The 22,176-nt window shown below is 71.7% G+C and carries 17 protein-coding genes; 8 read left to right on the top strand and 9 right to left on the bottom strand.

The genetic code is table 11. The features are described from left to right. Positions 1-500: 500 nt before the first annotated feature. A complete protein-coding gene (locus tag B1H29_RS16005) occupies positions 501-2,534 on the top strand; it encodes an SPFH domain-containing protein (protein ID WP_055418529.1) in 2,034 nt (677 codons plus the stop codon). A gap of 73 nt (positions 2,535-2,607) precedes the next feature. Beyond that, on the top strand, positions 2,608-7,692 hold the full coding sequence (locus B1H29_RS16000) for a DNA repair ATPase (RefSeq protein ID WP_234393031.1): 5,085 nt from the start codon (positions 2,608-2,610) through the stop codon (positions 7,690-7,692). A gap of 153 nt (positions 7,693-7,845) precedes the next feature. On the opposite strand, the gene B1H29_RS15995 is transcribed toward B1H29_RS16000, so the two are convergent. Continuing rightward, on the bottom strand, positions 7,846-9,369 hold the full coding sequence (locus tag B1H29_RS15995) for an alanine/glycine:cation symporter family protein (protein WP_055418528.1): 1,524 nt from the start codon (positions 9,367-9,369) through the stop codon (positions 7,846-7,848). Between the two features lie 406 nt (positions 9,370-9,775). Between B1H29_RS15995 and B1H29_RS38135 the strand changes: the two genes are divergently transcribed. Then, positions 9,776-9,925 carry a hypothetical protein gene (locus B1H29_RS38135; RefSeq protein WP_159027829.1) on the top strand — a complete coding sequence of 50 codons (150 nt, stop codon included), beginning with the start codon at positions 9,776-9,778 and terminating at the stop codon, positions 9,923-9,925. Positions 9,926-10,019: 94 nt separating this feature from the next. Here the strand turns inward: B1H29_RS38135 and B1H29_RS15990 are convergent, their stop codons facing one another. From B1H29_RS15990 to B1H29_RS15980, 3 genes are all read right to left on the bottom strand, one after another. Next, entirely contained in the window at positions 10,020-10,577 is a 558-nt protein-coding gene (locus B1H29_RS15990) for a DUF4396 domain-containing protein (RefSeq protein WP_055418981.1), read from the bottom strand. A gap of 183 nt (positions 10,578-10,760) precedes the next feature. Further along, the gene (locus tag B1H29_RS15985; protein ID WP_055418527.1) at positions 10,761-11,420 is read right to left on the bottom strand and encodes a DUF305 domain-containing protein; all 660 of its coding nucleotides are present in this window, start codon (positions 11,418-11,420) and stop codon (positions 10,761-10,763) included. Positions 11,421-11,539: 119 nt separating this feature from the next. Continuing rightward, entirely contained in the window at positions 11,540-11,944 is a 405-nt protein-coding gene (locus B1H29_RS15980) for a DUF6153 family protein (RefSeq protein ID WP_055418526.1), read from the bottom strand. 304 nt (positions 11,945-12,248) lie between these two features. Here B1H29_RS15980 and B1H29_RS15975 point away from each other — a divergent pair, with 304 nt between their 5' ends. After that, complete coding sequence (locus B1H29_RS15975) at positions 12,249-12,932, top strand: hemerythrin domain-containing protein (RefSeq protein ID WP_055418525.1); 684 nt, start codon at positions 12,249-12,251, stop codon at positions 12,930-12,932. Positions 12,933-13,043: 111 nt separating this feature from the next. Here the strand turns inward: B1H29_RS15975 and B1H29_RS15970 are convergent, their stop codons facing one another. Further along, a complete protein-coding gene (locus B1H29_RS15970; RefSeq protein ID WP_055418524.1) occupies positions 13,044-13,751 on the bottom strand; it encodes a hypothetical protein in 708 nt (235 codons plus the stop codon). A gap of 371 nt (positions 13,752-14,122) precedes the next feature. Here B1H29_RS15970 and ctaD point away from each other — a divergent pair, with 371 nt between their 5' ends. Next, complete coding sequence (gene ctaD / locus B1H29_RS15965; RefSeq protein ID WP_079160248.1) at positions 14,123-15,835, top strand: aa3-type cytochrome oxidase subunit I; 1,713 nt, start codon at positions 14,123-14,125, stop codon at positions 15,833-15,835. Further along, positions 15,832-16,203 carry a hypothetical protein gene (locus B1H29_RS15960; protein WP_199832344.1) on the top strand — a complete coding sequence of 124 codons (372 nt, stop codon included), beginning with the start codon at positions 15,832-15,834 and terminating at the stop codon, positions 16,201-16,203. Before ctaD ends, B1H29_RS15960 begins: the two co-directional genes overlap by 4 nt. 294 nt (positions 16,204-16,497) lie before the next feature. Here B1H29_RS15960 and B1H29_RS15955 read toward each other — a convergent pair whose 3' ends face one another. From B1H29_RS15955 to B1H29_RS15940, 4 genes are all read right to left on the bottom strand, one after another. Then, entirely contained in the window at positions 16,498-16,725 is a 228-nt protein-coding gene (locus B1H29_RS15955) for a DUF5133 domain-containing protein (RefSeq protein ID WP_055418523.1), read from the bottom strand. A gap of 130 nt (positions 16,726-16,855) precedes the next feature. Further along, a complete protein-coding gene (locus B1H29_RS15950; RefSeq protein WP_055418522.1) occupies positions 16,856-17,443 on the bottom strand; it encodes a hemerythrin domain-containing protein in 588 nt (195 codons plus the stop codon). 12 nt (positions 17,444-17,455) lie between these two features. Then, on the bottom strand, positions 17,456-18,655 hold the full coding sequence (locus B1H29_RS15945) for a hypothetical protein (RefSeq protein ID WP_055418521.1): 1,200 nt from the start codon (positions 18,653-18,655) through the stop codon (positions 17,456-17,458). Between the two features lie 384 nt (positions 18,656-19,039). Next, positions 19,040-19,666: a hypothetical protein gene (locus B1H29_RS15940; protein WP_199832343.1), complete on the bottom strand. Its 627-nt coding sequence runs from the start codon at positions 19,664-19,666 to the stop codon at positions 19,040-19,042. Positions 19,667-19,995: 329 nt separating this feature from the next. On the opposite strand from B1H29_RS15940, the gene hemL reads away from it, so the two are divergent. Further along, positions 19,996-21,312 carry a glutamate-1-semialdehyde 2,1-aminomutase gene (gene hemL, locus B1H29_RS15930; protein ID WP_055418520.1) on the top strand — a complete coding sequence of 439 codons (1,317 nt, stop codon included), beginning with the start codon at positions 19,996-19,998 and terminating at the stop codon, positions 21,310-21,312. Then, a complete protein-coding gene (locus tag B1H29_RS15925) occupies positions 21,309-21,998 on the top strand; it encodes a histidine phosphatase family protein (protein WP_055418519.1) in 690 nt (229 codons plus the stop codon). Before hemL ends, B1H29_RS15925 begins: the two co-directional genes overlap by 4 nt. Positions 21,999-22,176 lie beyond the last annotated feature (178 nt).

Below are 22,176 nucleotides of genomic sequence, written 5' to 3'. Positions count from 1 at the left end.
GCACGTGACGACGCCGGCGCACGGGACGGCCCGGCGCAGGTGCGGCGCCGGGTGCACGTACGGCGACGGGTGTACCTGCGTACCGGGTGACGCTCTCTCCTGACGGCCCCCCGGCATCCAGGCGCCGGTGAACGTTGCCGGAAACCGGCAATGCGCGCGGGCGGGACGGTCGTACATCATGGGCGTACGGGGAGCACTGCGGGGGGTTTCCGGCATCGGAGCCCGTCCGGCACGAGTGCGCCGGTCGGATCAGCCGGAGTAGGGAGGGGGAGCGGACGATGCCGATGGCCTTCCGGCTCGTCCGGCCGCTGCACCGGCTCCTCCCGGACGAACCCGGCCGAGCGGGCCGCGCCGCGTCACACGACCGCCGCGCCGTCTGACCCCTCGCAGCCTCGCCTCACCTCACCTCCCCTCACTTGCTCACGTCACTCCGGCCGGGGCCCCGGCGTGGCCGTCTCCTGCCCCAAGCCAGCCGTCTCCTGTCCCTAAGGACGTATGCCATGGAAGTCATCGGTGTGCTCGCCCTGGTCTGTCTGCTCGTCGTCGCCCTCCTGCTGTTCGGCGTCTCGCGGCTCTTCCGCAAGGTGGAGCAGGGCAAGGCGCTGATCGTCTCGAAGATGCGCAAGGTGGACGTGACCTTCACCGGCCAGGTGGTGCTGCCGGTGCTGCACAAGGCCGAGGTCATGGACATCTCGGTGAAGACGATCGAGATCACGCGGGCCGGCAAGGAGGGGCTGATCTGCCGGGACAACATCCGCGCGGACATCCGCATCTCGTTCTTCGTCAAGGTCAGCAAGACCGTCGACGACGTCGTCAAGGTCGCCCAGGCGGTCGGCACGGCCCGCGCCAGTGACCGCGACACCCTCCAGGAACTGTTCCACGCGAAGTTCTCCGAGGCGTTGAAGACCGTCGGCAAGCAGATGGACTTCACCGACCTCTACACCAAGCGCGAGGAACTGCGGTACCGGATCATCGAGGTCATCGGCGTCGACCTCAGCGGGTACCACCTGGAGGACGCGGCGATCGACTACCTGGAGCAGACGCCGCTGACCCAGCTCGACCCGGCGAACGTCCTCGACGCCCAGGGCATCCGGAAGATCACCGAGCTGACGGCCGTGGAGCACGTGCGCACCAACGAGGCCCGGCGCACGGAGGAGAAGGAGATCACCCGGCAGAACGTCGACGCGCGCGAGGCCGTACTGGAGCTGGAGCGCCGCCAGGCGGACGCCGAGATCAAGCAGAAGCGCGAGATCGACACCACCCGGGCCCGCGAGGAGGCCGAGACGGCACGGGTGATGGAGGAGGAGCGGCTGCGGGCGCAGACGGCCTTCCTGCGCACGGAGGAGCAGCTCGGCGTGCAGCGCGAGAACCAGGCCCGCGAGGTCGCGGTCGCCGCGAAGAACCGCGAGCGGGTCATCGCCGTCGAGAACGAGCGCATCGAGAAGGACCGCATGCTGGAGGCCATCGGCCGCGAGCGGGAGACCGAGCTGACGCGGATCGCCGCCGAGAAGGAGGTCGAGGCGGAGAAGCGGGACATCGCCGAGGTCATCCGCGAGCGCGTCGCCGTGGACCGTACGGTCGCCGAGCAGGAGGAGTCCATCAAGAAGCTGCGTGCCGTCGAGGAGGCCGAGCGGCAGCGGCAGGCCGTGATCATCGCCGCCGAGGCGGAGGCCCAGGAGCGGCTCGTCAAGGACATCAAGGCCGCCGAGGCCGCCGAGCAGGCCGCCACCCACCGCGCCGCCGAGGAGCTCACCCTGGCCGAGGCCCGGCTGAAGAGCGCCGACCTCGACGCGCGGGCCAAGCTGCGGACGGCCGAGGGGCTCCAGGCCGAGGCCGCCGCGGAAGGACTGGCGGCGGTCCAGGTCCGCGACAAGGAGGCCGAGGTCATCGAGAAGGCCGGCCGCGCCGAGGCCGAGGCGACCGAGGCCCGGATGCGTGCAGAGGCGGCGGGCGCGCGGGCCAAGGCCCTGGCCGAGGCGGAGGCCATCGGCGGGAAGCTGAAGGCGGAGGCGGCCGGACTGACCGAGAAGGCCGCGGCGATGGCCGCCCTGGACGACGCCTCGCGCGGCCACGAGGAGTACCGGCTGCGCCTGGAGGCCGAGAAGGACATCCGGCTCGCCGGACTGGACGTGCAGCGGCAGGTCGCCGAGGCGCAGGCCACGGTGCTCGCCACCGGGCTGGAGAACGCCGACATCGACATCGTGGGCGGCGACTCGGTCTTCTTCGACCGGCTGATGTCCTCGATCGCGCTGGGCAAGGGCGTCGACGGGTTCGTGAAGAACTCCGAGACGGCGCAGGCCCTCGCCGGTCCCTGGCTGGACGGCTCGCAGAGCTTTCCCGACGACCTGACCCGCGTCCTCGGCTCGGTCTCCACGGCCGACGTGCAGAACCTGACGGTCTCCGCGCTGCTGATGAAGCTGATGAAGTCGGGCGGCACCGACGCCGGTCAGGTGCAGCGGCTCCTGGACCGGGCGGGCGAACTGGGTCTCGCCGACACCCCGCTCACCGCCCTGAACGGCGCGGCCCGGGTCTGAACCGCCGGGTGCCGGAGCCGCCGCACGGGGGTCGGCGGTTCCGGTGCCCCGCCTCCTGGAAGGGACGAACATCATGGCCACCGCCTCAGAGCCGGCCCCGCACGCCGCCGCCCCTCCGGGGCCGGTTCCGCACGACGCCGCCGGCGTCCCGGGGCCGGTTCCGCACGACGCCGCCGGCGTCCCGGGGCCGGTTCCGCACGACGCCGCCGGCGTCCCGGGGCCGGTTCCGCACGACGCCGCCGGCGTCCCGGGGCCGGTCCCGCACGACGCTGCCGACGCCGGCGCGTACGAGGTGCTGCGCGACCGCCTCGCCGCGCAGGCCGCCGAACTCACCCGCCGGACCGAACTCCTCAACACCCGCCGGGTGGACGAGTTCGGCTCGGCCCGGCTCGAACTGGCCGGCACCGAGCGGCTGCGCACGGAGCACCCGGGCGTGCCGTGCGACATCGTCGCCGTGGGGGACACCCTGCTCCTCGGCTCCACCGGCCGGCCGGGCCCCCGCACGCAGACCGCGGTGGCCGACGTCTTCACGCTGTACGACCGCGACCTGAACCGGCTGCCCGAGCCGGCCGTACCGGGACTGCTCGACGACCCGTCCTTCGTACGGGAGTTCGCGGACCTGCACCGCTACTACCGGCAGGCCCGCCTGCTGCGGCTGCGCCCCGTGGACGGCAGGCTGCTGGCCGTCTTCCGCACCGGCGAGAAGGCGGACGACATCCGCGTACTGCGCTGGACGCTGTCCGAGGACGGGCGGACGGCGGCCTTCCTGGACGCGCGGGGCGAACGCGACGACGTCTTCCCCCCGCCCCACGACTTCGAGTGGACCGCGGCGACCCGCGAGGACCACGTGCTGGGCCGCCACCCGCACGTGGCCGTCCAGGGCGAGGTCTACGTCTCCGCCGTCGGCGGCGCCCTCACCGTCAAGCTGGACAACGACACCGAGACGGGCGAGGGCGTCCACAGCGAGCCCGTCGACGAGCCCCTGCAGGCGCTGGCCGACGCCGACGTCGCGCACGCCCGGGTCGGCGCCCTGATCCTGCTGCGGGTCCGGCCCTACAAGGAGGACACCGACCGCTACCTGGTGGTCAACACCCTCACCAGGTCGGTGGTCCGCCTGGACGGTATCGGGCTGGCCTGCCGCCGGCTGCCCGACGGGCAGGGCATCGTCTTCCCCGGCGGCTACTGCCTGGCCACGGGCGCCCACAAGACGTACGAACTCGACACGACCGGGCTGGAGTTCGAGCGGGAGACGCGCTCGCCGAACGGCGAGGACGTGCTGTTCTCCTTCCGCGCGCGCGGTGAGAGCCGGGGCCTGCTGCTGTCGTACAACACGATCCGCAAGGAGGTCGCGAACCCGCTGCCCTGCCGGGGCTGGGCCCTGGCGGACGACGGCACCTTCACGGTGCTGCGGGCGGACGGCGACGAACCGGCCCAGGTGCACCCGGTGCAGTTGTGGCACTCGCCCTACGTCTCCGACACCCACGCCGCCGCCGCGCCCGCCGGGAGCGGCCCGCTGGCCCGTGTGGGCAACGCCGACCTCGTACGCGGCATCGCCGCCTGCCTGTCCGTCGCCGGCGCCGTCGGCGAGGGGATCAGCACGGCCGAAGGGTACCGGGCGCTGGCCGCCGCCTGCGTGCGCGCGGCCGACGGCCACCACTGGCTGGGCGAGGAGGACCTGGGCGACCTGGCCGCCGTCCTGGCGGCGGTACGGGAGACCGCCGAGCAGGTACTGGCCGAGTTCGAGACCGTGCGGTCGCTGACCCGGCAGGCGGCCGAGGCCCGCGACGAGGCCGCCGAGCGGATCGCGGCGGTGGTCCGCAGACTGCGCGGCGAGGCACCCCGCCAGGCCGCGGCCTGGGTACGCGGCCTGACCGAACTGCGGCGCGCCCACGGGCACCTGCTGAACGTCAAGGAGATGCGGTACGCCGACGGCCCCGGCATCGACGCCCTCGCCGAGGAGGCCGGGACCGCCCTCGCCGACCTCGGCCGGCGGGCCGTGACCTTCCTCGCCCGCGAGGACGCCTTCGACACCCAGCGCGAGGACGTCGAACGGCTCGTCGCCGACGCGCAGGCCGTCACCACCGTCGCCGAGGCCGGCCCCGTCGCCGCCCGGATCGACGAACTCGCCGACGGGCTGCGCACGGTCACCGGCGTCGTGGCCGAACTCGACCTCGGCGACGCCACGGTCCGCACCGCCCTCCTGGAGCGCGTGTCCGCCGTCCTGGGCGGCGTCAACCGCGCCCGCGCCACCCTCGACGCCCGCCGCCGCGCCCTCCTCGACCACGAGGGCCGCGCCGAGTTCGCCGCCGAGACGACGCTGCTCGGCCAGGCGGTCACCGCCGCGCTCGCCGCCGCGGACACCCCCGAACGGTGCGACGACCAACTGGCCCGGCTGCTGGCCCAACTGGAGGACCTGGAGTCCCGCTTCGCGGAGTTCGACGCCTTCCTCGGCGAACTCACGGACCGGCGCACCGAGGTCTACGAGGCCTTCGCCGCCCGCAAGCAGGCCCTCGCCGACACCCGCGCCCGCCGCGCCGGACAACTCGCGGCCTCCGCCGCCCGGATCCTCGAGACGATCGGCAGACGGTGCGCCACGCTCACCGACACCGACGCGGTCAGCACCTACTTCGCCTCCGACCCCATGGTGGCCAAGGTCCGCCGCACCGCCGACGAACTGCGCGCCCTGGGGGACACCGTCCGGGCGGAGGAGCTGGACGGCCGCCTCAAGTCGGCCCGCCAGGAGGCCTCCCGCGCCCTGCGCGACCGCACCGACCTGTACGCCGACGACGGCCGCACCCTGCGCCTGGGCACCCACCGCTTCGCCGTCAACACCCAGCCCCTCGACCTCACCCTCGTCCCGGACGAGGACGGCATCGCCTTCGCCCTCACCGGCACCGACTACCGCGCGCCGGTCACCGACCCCGCGTTCGCCGCCACCCGCCCCTACTGGGACCGCTCGCTGCCGTCGGAGTCGCCCGACGTCTACCGCGCCGAACACCTCGCCGCCCGCCTGCTGCGCGAACACGGCCCCGGCGCCCTCGCCTCGGCCGACGACCTGCCCGCTCTCGTCCGCGAGGCGGCGCGGGAGGCGTACGACGAGGGCTACGAGCGAGGCGTGCACGACCACGACGCGACGGTCGTCCTCACCACGCTGCTGCCCCTGTACGAGAGGGCCGGGACCCTGCGCCACGAGCCGGCCGCCCGCGCCGCCGCCCAGCTCTTCTGGTCCCACGGCGCCACGCAGGAGGCACGCCAGACGTGGACCCGGCGCGCGGTGTCCCTGGCCCGGGCCCGGGACACCTTCGGCCTGTCCTCCGCGATCGCGGACCTGGAGGCCGAGCTGGCACAGGCCATCGGCGCGTGGACCCCGCAGGCCGAGGAGGCGGCCGGGGCCGCCGCCTCCTACCTCTTCCACGAACTGACCGGCACCCCCGACGGCTTCGTCCTCGGCGCGGGCACGCGCACGCTCCTGGAGAAGTTCCGCCGCACGGTGGGCGATCCCGCCTACGACGAGGACCTCGCCGCGCTCGACGACCTCGCCGCCCGCCGGCAGCTCGTCGAGGCCTGGCTGTCGTCGTACGCGGCCGCCACCGGCACCGACCTCACCCCCGGCGACCTGGCCGAGGCGGTGGCCGCCGAGCTCTGCCCCGACCTGCCCCGCTACGACGGCGAAGCCCCGCCGGCAGGCACGGCCGAGGGCCTGCTGGGCACGCACCCGCGCGTCCACGGAGGCCGACTGCCCCTGCGGCTGGACGAGTTCCTCGCCCGTACCGCGCGCTTCGCGGCGCTGGACGTGCCCGCGTTCCGCGCCTACCAGCGGCGCCGGACGGCCCTGGTGGCGGCGGAACGCACCCGCCTGCGCCTGGACGACCACCGCCCGCGCGTCATGTCCGCCTTCGTCCGCAACCGCCTCGTCGACGAGGTCTACCTCCCGCTCATCGGCGACAGCCTCGCCAAACAGCTCGGTGCCACCGGCGACACGAAGCGCACCGACACCGGCGGCCTCCTGCTGCTCCTGTCCCCGCCCGGCTACGGCAAGACGACCCTGGTCGAGTACGTCGCCGACCGCCTCGGCCTGATGCTGGTGAAGGTCAGCGGCCCCGCGCTCGGCCACGCCGTGACCTCACTCGATCCGGCCGACGCCCCGAACGCCACCGCACGCCAGGAGATCGAGAAGATCAACTTCGCGCTGGCCGCCGCGAACAACACCCTGCTCTACCTCGACGACATCCAGCACACCTCCCCCGAACTCCTCCAGAAGTTCATCCCGCTGTGCGACGCCACCCGCCGCGTCGACGGCGTGTGGGACGGCCGGCCCCGCACCTACGACCTGCGCGGCAAGCGCTTCGCCGTCTGCATGGCCGGCAACCCCTACACCGAGTCCGGCGTCCGCTTCCGGGTCCCCGACATGCTCGCCAACCGGGCCGACGTCTGGAACCTGGGCGACGTCCTGACCGGGAAGGAGGACGCCTTCGCGCTCAGCTTCCTGGAGAACGCCCTCACCGCGAACCCGGTCCTGGCGCCGCTCGCCGGCCGCGACCGGGCCGACCTGGAGCTGCTGGTGCGCCTCGCCTCCGCCGACCCCACCGCCCGCGCCGACCGGCTCACCCACGCCTGCCCACCGGCCGAGTTGGAGCGCGTCCTGTCCGTCCTGCGCCACCTCCTCGCGGTCCGCGAGACGGTTCTGGCCGTCAACGCCGCCTACATCGCCTCCGCGGCCCAGGCGGACGGCACCCGTACGGAGCCGGCCTTCCGGCTCCAGGGCTCGTACCGCAACATGAACAAGATCGCCCAGCGCGTCCGCCCCGTCATGAACGACGCCGAACGCGCCGCGGTCCTCGACGACCACTACACGGCGGAGGCCCAGGCCCTGGCGCAGGGAGCCGAGGCCAACCTCCTCAAGCTCGCCGAACTGCGCGGCACACTCACCTCGGAACAGGCCGCCCGCTGGGCCGAGCTGCGCGCCGCCCACGTCCGTGCCGCCACCCTGGGCGGCCCCGAGCACGACCCCCTCACCCGCGCGGTCGCCGCCCTGGGCCTCCTGGCGGACCGCGTGGCCGCCGTCGAGTCGGCCATCACCCGCGCCGCCGACCCCCGGCATCTCCTCGCCAACCCGCAGGCACCCGGTGCGGGGGCAGCGCGCGACCGGGGCCGGTGAGTGCGGACGCCCCCGGGGGCCGTGCTCCCCGGCCCGGGGGAGCGCGGCCCCCGGGGGCGTGGCGCGGTTGCTGCGCGGGGTCGAGGACGTGCTCCCCGGCCCCTGCCGGTCCGGGGCGTGCGTCCGTGGCACGCCCCGGGGCCGGTGAGGCGGTCAGACGATGGTCTTCGCCGTCTCCTGGTCCTCGTCGTCGTCTCCGGTGATCTCACCGGCGTTCCGGGCGCGGACGTACTCCAGGAACGTGTTGAGTTCGCGCTTGACGACCGGGGCGAGGAGGTAGAGGCCGATGATGTTGATGACGGCGAGGGAGAAGAGGACCGCGTCGGCCAGGTCGATCAGGGTCTGCAGCGTCAGCAGCGAACCCGCGATGGCGAAGACGGTGTAGACGACCTTGTACGTCACCTCGCTGGCCCGGCTGCGGCCGAAGAGGTACGTCCACGCCTTGAGGCCGTAGTAGCCCCAGGTCAGCACCGTGGAGATGGCGAACAGCAGCACCGCGACGGTGAGGACGTACGGGAACCAGGGCAGGACCGTCTCGAAGGCGTCGGAGGTGATCGTGACGCCGCCGATGTCCTCGCCCAGGCTGTCCGGGTTGGCGATGACGATGGTCAGCGCGGTCATCGTGCAGATGACGACGGTGTCGATGAACGGCTCCAGCAGCGCGACCAGGCCCTCGCTGGCAGGGTGCTTGGTCTTGACCGCGGAGTGGGCGATCGGGGCGGAGCCGAGACCGGCCTCGTTGGAGAAGGCGGCCCGCTTGAAGCCGATGATCAGTGCGCCGAGCACACCGCCGGCGACCCCTTGGGGGTTGAACGCGCGCTCGACGATGGAGGTGACGGCGTCCGGGACGGCGGTGATGTTGACCAGGATCACGACGAGGCACGCGATGATGTAGATGCCGGCCATGGCCGGTACGAGCCTGCTGGTGACGTTGGCGATGGACCGGATGCCGCCGAGGAGCACGATGCCGACGATCGCGGCGATCAGGATGCCGAAGAACAGGGCGCCGGCGGAGGAGCCGAGCGCGCCGTCCTCGCCGCCGGCGACCGAGACCAACTGCGCGTAGGACTGGTTGACCTGGAAGAGGTTGCCGCCGAAGAGGCCGAAGAACAGGATCATGAAGGAGGCGAGGACCGCGAGGACCTTGCCGAGGGTCTTGCCGTTCTTGCCGAAACGCTCGGCGAGGCCCTTGGGCAGGTAGTGCATCGGACCACCGGAGACGGTGCCGTCCGCGTGCACCTCGCGGTACTTCACGCCGAGGGTGACCTCGACGAACTTGGTGGCCATGCCGAGCAGGCCGCACAGGATCATCCAGAACGTGGCGCCGGGGCCGCCGATGGAGACGGCGACGGCCACACCCGCGATGTTGCCGAGGCCGACCGTGCCGGAGACGGCGGCGGTCAGCGCCTGGAAGTGGTTGACCTCACCGGCCGACCCCTTCTCGTCGTACTTCCCTCGCACGACGTCGGTGGCGAGCTTGAACTTGCGGACCTGGATGAGTCCGAACCAGCCGGTGAAGACCAGACCGGCGATGACGAGCCAGGCGACGATGAGGGGGAGGTCGGTACCGCCTACGGGGACGGCGTAGAAGACCACCTCCCCCAGCCACTCGGCTATGGGCTCGAAGAATCCGCTGACTGCTTCGTCTACGGACTGGGTGACGGAGTCGAGTGACACTGGCTACCTCGATGACGCGGGCTGGCGGGCTGGGGAGTCTCGCCGGGTGAGCGGTCTTTGAGCGAACGTCGTTGTCCGGTGGGCGAACCCGTACGCACGGTCCCACTTCGGACCGTGATCGTCCCGGGCCTTGGTGCGTATGCGGGCCGTCTCTCCGCAATGCGGCAGTCGACCGATCCACCTGCGGAGTTGCGCCGTTCTACCACGTCTTTGCCGCAGCTTTAGTGATGTATCTCACGTCACGATTCGTGACCAGCGAAAGTCCCAGCAGGTGAGACCGGACCGTTATCCGGAGCGCCGGATACGTGCCTAGGGCATGTATCCGGCGCCGGGTCCGGGAGGGCTCCGCGGGGGCCACGGGGGGCGGGGGTTGAGGGGAGTGCGGGGGTTGGAGGGAGTGGAGGGAGTGGAGGGGTCGGAGGGGTTGGAGGGGGTGGCGGGGGTGGCGGGGAGGGCGGAAGGGTCGCGCCGCAGCGCGTCGACGCGGCCCGACGACGCGCTGCTGGCGAGGGTCGTCGACGACACCGGTTACGAACTCACCGGCCGCGCGGCCTGAACTTGCTCGCGAGCCTGGGCTGACTCCGGCCGCACGACGCCGGGCGGCCCCCGGGTCTTCCGGGGGGCGCCCGGCGTCGTGGTGCTGGTGCGGGTCAGTGGTAGGCGTGGACGACGGCGTGGCCCTTGCCGCGGCCGATCATCCACTTGTTGACCGGTGTGGTGATCACGAACGCGACGGCGAATCCGCCGAGCAGCGCGTACCAGAACAGTCCGTCCGACAGATGCGCGTCCATCGCTCCCGGCGTCAGCGCGATGATGCCGTTGTCGACCAGCTCCATCACCGCGATGGAGACGGTGTCGGCGGCCAGCGCCACCTTGACCGCCGCCTTCAGGGACACCCCGGCGCGCACCACCGCGAAGAGGGTGAAGGAGTAGCCGAAGAGGAACGCCAGGGTGATGGCCAGGGCCATCGTCTGCACGTTGCCCCACATCAGGGCGGTGCCGATGACCATGCCGAGGATCTCGCCGATGGCACACCCGGTGAGGCAGTGCAGCGTCGCCTTCATCGCCGTCGCCCAGGTCGTGCCGTGCGCGTGGCCGCCGTGCTGCCCGCCGTGCCCGCCGTGGTCATGGCCGCCGTGGTCATGGCCGCCGTCAGTGGGGGCGGTGTGGTCGTGTGCGGTACCGGAGTGGTGCGTGCCGTGGTCCATGACCTTCATCCCCATTCGACGTCCCGCAAGGCCCCTGGCGGCCCCACACGTCGGAACCATATACCCCCGGGGGGTATAGTGCCAGTGTGAACCGAACCTGTTGCGGGGCGGTGGGGGCCGGGGGCGGCAAGGAGGGTGCGGGACGGGCGCTGGTGGCGCCCGCCCCGTGAGGACGTGACGGGGTCAGTCCTTGCCGAGCAGCTTGTGCATCTGCTCGATCTCCGCGCTCTGCGAGGTGATGATCTCTCCGGCCATCTTGGCGGCCGGTCCGTGGGCGCCGTCGGCCTGTTCGGTCTGCGCCATCTCGACCGCACCCTCGTGGTGCTTGATCATCATTTCCATGAAGGCGGTGTCGAACGCCTTGCCCGAGGCGTTCTCGAGCTCGGTCATCTCCTCGGCCGTCATCATCCCGTCCATGCCGTGCATGGAGTGGTCCATGGCGCCCTCGGCGGGCACCTCCTCGCCCCAGGAGGTCAGCCAGCCGGAGAGCGTCCTGATCTCCGGGCCCTGGGCCTTCTTGATGTCTGCGGCGAGTTCCTTCACCTCGGCCGACCGCGCACGGCCGGGCGCGAGGTCGGCCATCTCGACGGCCTGGCGGTGGTGGGGGATCATCCCCTTGGCGAAGGCCACGTCGGCCGCGTTGTGCTGCCCCTGCGGAGCCGAAGCCGATGCCGACGAGGAGGCGGAAGCGGTGGCGTCGCTGTGGCCGCCGTGTCCGGCCGAGCCGTCGCCGTCGCCGTCCCCGCCACAGGCGGCCAGGACGAGCGCTGCCGCACCCGAGGCGACGACGGCGGCACTACGGCGGACCAGTGGACGGCGGACGAGTGAACGCTTGCGGATCATGGTGGTGCAACTCCTTGACGCGCCGTTCGCGGCGCGTGGTGAGAACGGATGTCAGGGCGTGCGAAAGCACGGCACCCCCACCGGAAGACACCGGGCACAGGGGCGCCGAGCGGGCCGCTCTATATCCGCAGGAGCTGTAGCTCGGAAAGGTCGGGCGGAGCCCGGCCGTCGTGCGGCGATCCCGCGAGTGCCGCGGTGGGCGCGGTGGCCGGGGGTGCGCCCAGCAGGGCACCGGTCAGCGCGGGTGGCGTGTAGGCCGACCCGATTCCGGCCGCCGCGCACGTCCCGTCGGCGTGGTCGAGATGACTCGATCCGCCGTCCGTGTGGTGGCATCCCCCATCCGCGTGCGGAACACCGTCGGGCGCGGCCGTCACCATCGCGTGGCCCGCAGCCGGCTGCGGGGCCGGAGTCGCCCCGCCGGGGGCGAGGCCGTGCATGCCCAGTACGCCGGTCAGCACCGTCATCACCAGCAGCACGAACAGCCGCCCGGCCGGGCGGCTGCTTGATCGGGTGCTCCTGGTCACGCGCCCATCGTACGGACTCCTCGCGGGAGCGGCGGGCTGGTGGGTGCGACGGGGTGACGGCCGTTCCGGGTCGGTTCTCGGCCGGCGAGGGCTCCGTCGGCGGAGCACGCCGGTGGCACGGGCGAAGGAGGCGCGCAGACCAAGGCCGTAGGTAGAAGGAACGGTGTCAGATGATGGGGCGCGCCCTCGGTGGGAACCCGGACTCTGCGGACCGGCCGCACTTCCGCACCTCCGCTTCCGCACCCCCGCACGGAGGACGGCACCGGTCCAACACCCAGGGCGGCATCGCGAGGCAGGAGCGACCGTGACCATCTCGATCACCCGCCGGGCTCCGGCGGCGCTGGGAGGCAGCGGCAGCATCCTGATGCGCCAGCGCAGGGACCACGCTCGGCTCGACACGATGATGAACCGCTGGCTGGCCGGCGGTGCGGACGAAGAGCTCGACGTCCTGTGGCAGGACATCGTCCGGATGGTGTTCAGCCACGCCTTCGCCGAGGAGACCGTCCTGTGGCCCGTCCTGCGTCGTGTGGCCCCCCACGGTGAGGAGCTCACCGGTCGCGTGGAGGAGGAGCACCAGGCGATCAGCGATCTGGTGGCACGGGTCGAGAAGTCGCCCGACGACCCACGGCGCGCCGAGTGGATCCAGCAGGCGTTCACCCTCATCCGCCAGGACATTCGAGATGAGGAGGATGAGCTGCTGCCCCATCTTCGGGACGCGTTCAGCGATCGCCGGTTGCGGCGAATCGGCGCCGCGTGGGAAACGGTGCGGGCGACCGCGCCGACTCGCCCCCACCCCGGCGTCCCGCGGCGCCCGCCGGGCAACGCTGTGCGAGGTGTCCCCCTCAGCGTTCTCGACCGGTTGCGTGACCTCGCGCCGGTCAGCGGCCCCGTCGCCCGCCGCGCTTCCTTGGTGGCCTTCATCGCCGCAGGAGGCGCGGGCGTCATCTTCCGCGTGGTCCGTGCCACCCGTCGTCACGGGCGCGACTGACATCCGAGGGAGTTCCGCCGTCCCTGCCGCCGCGTTCGGTAGCCGGGTCTGTCTTCATCCGCCGGTAGTCCGGCGCCCACCGCCGGAGGCTCGATCGTCACTCGTCACTCGTCACTCGTCGTGATCGTCGCCGGTTCGTCCGTGGCGGGAACCGGCGTACGCGCCGTCCCGGAGCCGACGCAGCCGCTCGGTGGGGTGCAGGCTGGGCAGGCTGTGCGCGTAGGGATCGAAGGACACTGTGCTGCTCGGCGGAGCGGGGTGTACTGCCTCCAGGGACAGTGAGGCGAAGGTGCGCCAGGGCTCGTTGGTGGCCGCCGCACGCAGGTCGAAGCGAACGGGCCGGCGGGCGACCTCCTGCCACAGCGTCGGCCGCGCGTCGCCCCGCCGTGCACCGGGGGCGAGGACCGGGAAGGCCGCCAGCACGCGCTCGCGATCGCCCACCCGGTAGGACAGCAGGGAGGAGTACGGTCCGGCCAGGGCGTCGGGCCGCAGCAGGGGCAGGTGGCGGCCGAAGCGGCCGGAGCCACTGGACGTGAACAGCAGGTCGAGCGCGTTGCCGTGGCCGTCGGCGTCCTCGACCCGGACGGCCAGGCCCAAGCCGTCCGGCAGCCGTCGGGGCAGACCGAGCGCGCGTGACCAGCGCGCCGTGACGCGGTAGGAGCCGGGCCGGTCCAGCCACGGCACATCCCACCCCGCGTCCGTGCGGTCGGCGACGGTGAGCGTGCCCGAGCACAGCACCCCGTGCGGATGCAGGGCCGGTGCCGAGCGCCACCGGGCCAGACGCTCGGCGCCCCGGTGAGCGGCCCGCCACACGATCATGCGGAGCCTTGGTGGTCGGGGCGGATGACGGCGCGGACGCAGCCGTCGGTCCTGTGCTTCATCGAACGCCCTCCGCTGTGGTGTTCCCGCGTCCACCGTCGGGCGTCGGGTTTCCGTGACGATCCGCATGAAACGGCGACGGGCGGGACAAGCCGGGGCCGCCAGTACGCGGAGCCCTCCCGCATGTCACCCGCCTGACTGGAACATGCGGCCGTTCGGCCGGAGATCGGCCGTGTGCGGGCGCCCTCGCGTACCGGACGGCACTACGTTTCGCGAGGGCTGGACACGTGCTGCCCGACACAGGGCCGGGGCGGCGGACCGTCGCCGCCCACGGCCGATCAGGTGCTCCGCCGAGTGAGGAACAGAACATAATGGCGACCCATACCGAGCCGGTGGCTCCCGTCCCCGTGGCCGAGCGCCGTGGCCGGGGACACGTGGTGGTCACCTGGCTGACCACGACCGACCACAAGAAGATCGGGCATCTCTACCTGATCACGTCGTTCGCGTTCTTCCTCATCGGCGGAGCGCTGGCCATGGTGGTGCGGGCGGAGCTGGCGCGGCCCGGCCTCCAGATCGTGTCGGCGGAGCAGTACAACCAGTCCTTCACGATGCACGGCACGATCATGCTGCTGCTGTTCGCCACTCCGACGTTCGCCGGGTTCGCCAACGCCATCATGCCGCTGCAGATCGGCTCCCCGGACGTCGCGTTCCCGAGGCTGAACATGCTGTCGTACTGGCTGTTCGCCTTCGGCGGCCTCATCGTGCTCAGCAGCTTCCTCACCACGCAGGGCGCCGCCGACTTCGGCTGGACCGCCTACCCACCGCTCAGCGGCGGTGAGCGCACCCCGTACACCGGCGGCGACCTGTGGGTCATGGGACTGGCGCTCTCCGGCTTCGGGACCATCCTCGGGGCGGTCAACTTCATCACCACCATCATCTGCATGCGGGCTCCCGGCGTGACCATGTTCCGGATGCCGATCTTCACGTGGAACGTACTGCTGACCTCGGTCCTCGTCCTGCTGGCCTTCCCCGTGCTGGCGGCCGCCCTGCTGGCACTGGAGGCGGACCGCCAGTTCGGTGCCCACGTCTTCGACCCGGAGAACGGCGGGGCGATCCTGTGGCAGCACCTCTTCTGGTTCTTCGGCCACCCCGAGGTCTACATCCTCGCCCTGCCCTTCTTCGGGGTGATCACAGAGATCATCCCGGTCTTCGCACGAAAGCCGATCTTCGGCTACATGGGGCTGGTCGGTGCCACCATCGCCATCACCGGCCTCTCGGTCACGGTGTGGGCGCACCACATGTTCGCCACCGGCGCGGTGCTGCTGCCGTTCTTCTCGTTCATGAGCTTCCTCATCGCCGTCCCCACCGGCGTGAAGTTCTTCAACTGGATCGGCACGATGTGGCGGGGATCGCTGTCGTTCGAGCCGCCCATGCTGTGGGCGGCCGGCTTCCTGGTCACGTTCCTCTTCGGCGGCCTGACCGGCGTCCTCCTGGCCTCACCGCCGTTGGACTTCCATGTGACCGACACCTATTTCGTGGTCGCGCACTTCCACTACGTGCTCTTCGGCACGATCGTCTTCGCGATGTTCGGCGGGTTCAGCTTCTGGTGGCCGAAGATGACGGGCACCATGCTCGACCACCGCCTGGAGAAGGTGCACTTCTGGACGTTGTTCGTGGGCTTCCACACGACGTTCCTGGTCCAGCACTGGCTCGGCACCGAGGGCATGCCCCGCCGCTACGCCGACTACCTCGCCGCCGACGGCTTCACCGCGCTGAACACCGTCTCCTCCATCGGCGCCTTCCTCCTGGGACTGTCCACGCTGCCCTTCCTCTACAACGTCTGGTGGACCGCCAAGCACGGCAAGCGGATCGAGGTCGACGACCCCTGGGGCTACGGTCGTTCGCTGGAGTGGGCGACCTCCTGCCCGCCGCCCCGCCACAACTTCGTCACCCTGCCCAGGGTCCGCTCCGAGTCCCCCGCGTTCGACCTGCACTACCCCGCGATCGCCAGCTTCGACCAGGCGGAGAACACCGGGCAACGCGACGCGCTGGACCCGAGCGGTCACAAGGGCGACCGGAGATGACGGACAGGGACGCCCGTCGCCCGTCCCCCGATGCCTCGGTCATCGCTGCGGAGGCGGAGGGTTACCTGCTGGCACGGGAGCACCAACAGGACGCACTCCGGGAGGCGCAGGCTCTCTGCAGCGCCCTCCCCTGGCTGACCACCGCGCAGGCGGAGGACCTCACGCGGCACTACGTCGCCCACCGCCTCCACCTCTCCCGCCAGATGCTCCGGGCGACCCTGCGCCGGGCCGATGAGCTGAGCCGGGAGTACGAGGCCCGGTACCTCCAGCTTCGACGCGACCTGCTCAGACGCCACGGCGCCTGGGCGTCGGGCCTGCTGGTCTGCGTGGCGGGCGTCAGCGGAGCGCTGTGTTCGTTCGGCCGGTGAGCGGACACGGACGGCCCGCCCCCGCCCCCGCCCGCGGATGCCCTCCACATCGGTGCCCGGCGGCCACTGCCCCAGCTCCCAGGCCGTTCGGTGATGATGCGGCAGGCGTCCGTGATCCCTGGTCGGCGATCCATGTCCTCGGCAGGTCGCTCGCCGGCCCGCGGGACCAGCGCACGTAGCGGCCGCGGCGGCGGGTGATGAGCCGGTCAGCTCGTCGAGGCTGCTGAACGTCGGCAGGTCAGCGGTCTTGGGCATGATGCTCGTGGACCGGTGCCGGTGCCGGTGCCGGGGCAGTCAGGTGGTCAGGAGGGAGTCGTCTTCGGTACGGGCCCCGGGCAGCCGGTGGCGGGCGGCGACGAGGGCGGCGTCGATGTCGCGGGTGCCGGTCGACACGCACAGCGTGTAAGCGACGTCTTCCATACGCCGGCGCGCTTCCTGGGTGCCGTTCTCGGCGTGCAGGGCGTGCAGCGTCTCGTACTGCTCGATGAGGTTCTTCAGCACGACGGGGTGTGCCAAGAGCATTCGGGAGCCTTCCTCGTCACCAACGCTCACATGGGTCATACACCGACCCGTGTGCCCCGGACCCCGGCCGCCAATACTGTCCATTGCGGCCGGGGCACGGGCCCCGGTCCCGGTCACGGCTGCTTGGGACCTACTTGCCCATGGCTTTGCGCACCGTGTCCTTGGTGCGGTCCATGAGGGCCGCGACGGGGCCCAGGGCCATGTTCTTCGCCCCGGACTCGACGCCCGGGTGGGGCCGGGTGGGCGCCATCGCCTCGGCGGCCTTGACGGCCTTGGCCATCGCCGCGAGGTTGGTGACGTCGGTGCTGCGGCGGATGTGGGTGAACTCGTAGCGTTCCTCCGCCCGCGCGTGCTCCTGGACGTCCCTGCGCAGTTTCAGCAGTCGGGGCATGAACTTCGGGTCGTCGGTGTCCAGCTCGTCGAGGGCGGCCAGTGTCTCCTTGGCCGCCTTCTCCTCGGCGAGACGGTCCTTCACGACCTGTTCGCCGCCGGGGAAACCCTTCCGGGCGAAGGGGTGGACCACCTCCTCCTCGGCGGTCTCGTGCACGGCCAGCAACCGCACCAGACGGCGGAAGGCGTCCCGGCGTTCCTCACCCGTGGTCGCCTCGACCTCGTCGAACAGATTGCGGATGTCACCGTGCTGGCGCATCAGCAGCGCCACCACGTCGTCGTCCCTCGACCGGTCGTCCCCGGCGTGCGGGGTGTGCAACTCGGACATCTCGGCCCTTCCCTACTTCTCGCGCTGCGCGGGGTCGGGGTGCTCACCCTCGGTCTGGACGCGGTACTCGCGGCCGAACATCTCGTCGTGCTGGGTCATCACCCGGTCGCTCGGGGGCGCCTCGCCGCCGTGGATCTGCTCCTGCATCCTCTCGAACCGCTCGTGCGCCTCCCGCACGTACCCGGCGCCCAGCGTGGTCAGGTCCATCTGCGTGTCGAGCAGTTCGCGCAGGTAGCCCTTGTTCGGCTCGAAGGTGAGCACGTTGGGCAGCTCGGGAGCCAGGACCGAGGCGGGGTCGCGGCCGTCGTGACGGCGCATCAGGTCGCAGGCGGCGTGCAGGTGCTCCAGCTCCATGTTCAGGTGCAGCTCCCAGATCGCCTTGACCTTGGGGTCGCTCTCCTGCTCCATGAAGGAGTGGTACAGGTAGCACTCGTTGTACTCGTGGTTGACGAGCTGCTCCCACCACGTCTCACCCGGGTCCACGAGGGACTCGTAATGGGTGACGTGCTCCTCCTCGATCAGCCCGATCTCCTGGTAGAGCTGGCGGGCGATCGGCTCCATGTAGGTGGGGCCGGTGTTCATGTAGAAGTTCATGGTCTGCTGCTCCGCCGACATGATCGTCAGCGCGTGCAGCTTCGACAGCGGGTTCGTCTCGTCCTTGACGTAGGGGTCGCGGACGTTGTCGACCGGGTCGCGGTGGTGCAGCCTGGTCGGCCGGCCGGGCATGACCTCGGTCAGGCCGTCGACGATCGACTCCGCCTTGCGGTGCTCGATCATCTCGTACAGGTTCGCGTACCGGTACAGATGGTCGAAGTCCTCCAGGACACCGAACTGGTACGCCTGCTTCAGGTACGGATCCGGCTCCATCCGCGCCACCCACGCCGTCAGGTCGACCGCGACCTGCTCGTAGGCGATGGTCGTCTCCAGCACCGAGGAGACACCCGGGAGCAGCCAGTTCACGACCTTCTGCTGCTGCGCCTCGATGTAGCGCACCCGCGCCAGTTGCCGCTTGACCTCGGGATCGACCGTGTTGCGGGCGAGCTGGTGGCTGAACAGGATCGCCTCCACCTCGATCCCGTTCATCGTGATGATCCGGCACCGGGTGTAGGGGTCGCAGTGGTCCGGGTCGATCGGATCCACGTTCAGCTCGCGCCAGCTCCGTAGCTGGCGGTCCAGCGGGATACCCCGCTGCTCCAGCGGATTGAACGTCATGGGGAGTGCCTCCTGAGGACGAGGGGGATCCGCGCGCCGCCGGGGTACCCCCGTTTCAGGCGACGAGCACAGACGTGGTCCTCAGTCTGTTCACGATGGGCGCCTTCCAGCCACCGCTCGCACCCGCGGGCCGCGTCGTTCCCCCTGGTGGGTCAACCGAGCGGGCGGACGCCGTGCTCATCGGCGAGCGTGTCCGCGCCGCACCGGACCGGGCGGCACGACGGCCAGTGGCAGGCGACGGCGAGCGCCCGCCACTCAGGGCACATCAGCACCCGCTGGCGAAACCGATACGTCCTCAATGCGCCCTGGCCGCTCGACGGCCCCTCTCCGGCAGGAAAAAGGGCGAGGCCCGAAGACCTCGCCCGACCTCCCCGAAGCCCCAGCTCAGGGCCACACCAGGCAGTACGGCTGATGCCCCGCCTCATGCAACCGATGGCTGAAGTCCTGCCACTCGTGCAGCAACTGGTAGACGTTGAACGCGTCCCGCGGTCCGCCACGGTCCGGGACCGTCGACCAGATGAAGGCAGCCGCGCCGACCGCCTCCTCGCCGATGCCGCGCAGGGGGTCGACGACGGTCATCGGGAGCTTGACGACCGCGTAGTCGGGGTGCAGGACGACCAGTTCCAGGGGCGGGACCTTGTGCAGGGGTACGCCCTCGATGCCGGTGAGCACCATGGCGGCCATGGTCTCGGGCTTGATCTTGGTGAACATGCCGTTCATCCCGAGCTCGTCGCCGCCGAGCTCCTCGGGGCGCATCGAGATCGGGACGCGGGCCGCGGTCGCGCCGTCGGGCGCGCCGAAGTACTTGTAGGTCACCCCCACCCGACCACCATTCCCGCTCCCCGCCCCCAGCCGGTCGGCCCGCCTCTCGAACCGGTCGGGCTCGCTCGGTGCGCCGTGTGCCTGACGTGCTTCGGTCGCTTCCTCCGCGTCGCGTCGGTGCCTTCCCCGCCGGGCACGTCGAGGACCCAGGTCGTCGGTCCCCTCGCCCAGTCCGCCACCGCGATGCATATCTCCACCCGACTGCTTTTCTAGGACGCGTGGCCCCCGCCGCGCAACCCGATCATCGTGTCAGTGACCTCCCCCACGCCCGCTCGCCGAAACGTGCGGTGAAACATATGTCCGTCATATGTCCGTCGGGCGGCCGGCAGCCCCTCTCCGCGCCGCCCGCGTGAGCTGCGTGGACGGACTCCAGTCTGGCAGACGGCGCGGCGATCGGGGCGGTTGTCTACCCTGATGAGGTCACCCTGGGCAACCAGAGGTCGGGCGTGGCCCGTGAAGGGGACGAGCAGAGTCCGATACGTCGGAGAAGGTCGAGAAGGTCGGAGAAGTCGCAGGTCATGAGCGAACTGGCATATCCATACGAAGCACCGGCCTCGCAGGCTCTGTTCGACCGCGCGGCGGCCGTCACGCCGGGCGGCGTGAACTCCCCGGTGCGGGCCTTCCGCGCCGTGGGCGGCACGCCCCGGTTCATGGTGTCCGGCACCGGGCCGTACCTGACCGACGCCGACGGCCGGGAGTACGTCGACCTCGTCTGCTCCTGGGGTCCGATGATCCTCGGGCACGCCCACCCCGAGGTGATCGCCGCCGTGCAGGACGCGGTCGCGCGCGGGACGTCGTTCGGGACGCCCGCCGAGGCTGAGGTCGCCCTCGCGGAGGCGATGGTCGAGCGGGTCGCCCCGCTGGAGCAGGTGCGGCTGGTGTCCAGCGGGACCGAGGCCACCATGTCGGCCATCCGGCTCGCCCGCGGCTTCACGAGGCGCACCAAGGTGATCAAGTTCGCCGGGTGTTACCACGGCCACGTCGACTCGCTCCTGGCCGCCGCGGGCTCCGGCCTCGCCACCTTCGCGCTGCCCGACACCCCCGGCGTCACCGGTGCCCAGGCGAGCGACACGATCGTGCTGCCGTACAACGACATCGACGCCGTGCACGCCGCCTTCGCCGCGCACCCCGGCGAGATCGCCTGCGTCATCACCGAGGCGTCGCCCGGCAACATGGGTGTCGTGCCGCCGCTGCCCGGGTTCAACCAGGGGCTGAAGGACGCGTGCGCGGCGGGCGGCGCGCTGTTCGTCTCCGACGAGGTCATGACCGGGTTCAGGACCAGCCGGGCCGGGTGGTACGGCGTGGAAGGGGTCGTTCCCGACCTCATGACCTTCGGCAAGGTCATGGGCGGCGGGTTCCCCGCGGCCGCGTTCGGCGGGCGGGCCGACGTCATGGCGCACCTCGCCCCGGCCGGCCCCGTCTACCAGGCCGGCACCCTCTCCGGGAACCCGGTCGCCACCGCCGCCGGCCTCGCCCAGCTCCGGCTCCTCGACGACGCCGCGTACGCCGAGGTCAACGCCGTCTCGGAGCAGATCCAGGGTCTCGTCACCGAGGCGCTGGGCAAGGAGGGCGTCGCGCACACGCTGCAGACCGCCTCCAACATGTTCTCCGTGTTCTTCACCGACGGACCGGTGCGGAACTACGAGGACGCCAAGGCGCAGGAGTCCTTCCGGTTCACCGCCTTCTTCCACTCGCTGCTGGAGAACGGCGTCTACCTGCCGCCGTCCTCCTTCGAGTCCTGGTTCGTGTCCACCGCCCACGACGAGCGGGCCGTCCAGCGCATCGCCGACGCCCTCCCGGCGGCGGCCCGCGCGGCTGCGGAGGCGACGGCGTGAGCCACGACACCGACCAGGAGCTGACCGTCGTCCACGTGGTGCGGCACGGCGAGGTGGAGAACCCCACCGGCGTCCTCTACGGCAGGCTGCCCGGCTACCACCTCTCGGAGCTCGGCCGGCGCATGGCCGACCGGGTCGCCGAGCACCTCGCCCCCCGCGACGTGGCGTACGTCGTGGCCTCCCCGCTGGAGCGGGCGCAGGAGACGGCGACGCCGATCGCCAAGGCGCACGGACTCGACCTCGCCACCGACGCACGGCTCATCGAGGCCGGCAACGTCTTCCAGGGCAAGACCTTCGGCATCGGCGACGGCGCGCTGCGCAGGCCCGCCAACTGGCGGCACGTGGTCAACCCGTTCAAGCCGTCCTGGGGTGAGCCGTACGTCGACCAGGTCGTGCGCATGATGGGCGCGCTGGACACGGCCCGGGACCGGGCCCGGGGTCACGAGGCCGTCGTCGTCAGCCACCAGCTACCGATCTGGACCCTGCGGTCGTACGTCGAGCGGCGGCGGCTGTGGCACGACCCGCGCAAGCGGCAGTGCACGCTGGCGTCCCTGACGACGTTCACGTACCGGGGCGACCGGATCGTGTCCGTCGGTTACACCGAGCCCGCCCGGGACCTGGTCCCGCCCCACCTCCTCGCGGGTGCCAAGCCGGTCAAGGGGCAGGGCAAGGCGTACGGGGCCTGAGGGCGCCCTCTCCGGTCGCGGCGGCTCCCGCGCGGGGTCGGGGCCGCCTCTCCCCGCAGCCCTCCCGGCCCGGCGGCCACGTACCGGCACCGCGCCGCGTCCGCGCGTCCGCCCGTCCGCGCAACGGCCGGCGGCCCGGCGTCCGTGGGCCGGCCCGGCATGTGACGCCCGTTACCGA

This window comes from Streptomyces pactum, assembly GCF_002005225.1.
Classification (GTDB): domain Bacteria; phylum Actinomycetota; class Actinomycetes; order Streptomycetales; family Streptomycetaceae; genus Streptomyces; species Streptomyces pactum_A.
Note: the sequence above shows the minus strand (reverse complement) of the source record. Positions and strands in the feature narration are given on the sequence as shown.

Excerpts from the sequence above, each read along its gene's own strand:
- B1H29_RS16005 (WP_055418529.1), top strand. The coding sequence starts at position 501 with ATGGAAGTCATCGGTGTGCTCGCCCTGGTCTGTCTGCTCGTCGTCGCC.
- B1H29_RS16000 (WP_234393031.1), top strand. The coding sequence starts at position 2,608 with ATGGCCACCGCCTCAGAGCCGGCCCCGCACGCCGCCGCCCCTCCGGGG.
- B1H29_RS15990 (WP_055418981.1), bottom strand. The coding sequence starts at position 10,577 with ATGGACCACGGCACGCACCACTCCGGTACCGCACACGACCACACCGCC.
- B1H29_RS15985 (WP_055418527.1), bottom strand. The coding sequence starts at position 11,420 with ATGATCCGCAAGCGTTCACTCGTCCGCCGTCCACTGGTCCGCCGTAGT.
- B1H29_RS15970 (WP_055418524.1), bottom strand. The coding sequence starts at position 13,751 with ATGATCGTGTGGCGGGCCGCTCACCGGGGCGCCGAGCGTCTGGCCCGG.
- ctaD (WP_079160248.1), top strand. The coding sequence starts at position 14,123 with ATGGCGACCCATACCGAGCCGGTGGCTCCCGTCCCCGTGGCCGAGCGC.
- B1H29_RS15960 (WP_199832344.1), top strand. The coding sequence starts at position 15,832 with ATGACGGACAGGGACGCCCGTCGCCCGTCCCCCGATGCCTCGGTCATC.
- B1H29_RS15955 (WP_055418523.1), bottom strand. The coding sequence starts at position 16,725 with ATGCTCTTGGCACACCCCGTCGTGCTGAAGAACCTCATCGAGCAGTAC.
- B1H29_RS15950 (WP_055418522.1), bottom strand. The coding sequence starts at position 17,443 with ATGTCCGAGTTGCACACCCCGCACGCCGGGGACGACCGGTCGAGGGAC.
- B1H29_RS15945 (WP_055418521.1), bottom strand. The coding sequence starts at position 18,655 with ATGACGTTCAATCCGCTGGAGCAGCGGGGTATCCCGCTGGACCGCCAG.
- B1H29_RS15940 (WP_199832343.1), bottom strand. The coding sequence starts at position 19,666 with ATGCATCGCGGTGGCGGACTGGGCGAGGGGACCGACGACCTGGGTCCT.
- hemL (WP_055418520.1), top strand. The coding sequence starts at position 19,996 with ATGAGCGAACTGGCATATCCATACGAAGCACCGGCCTCGCAGGCTCTG.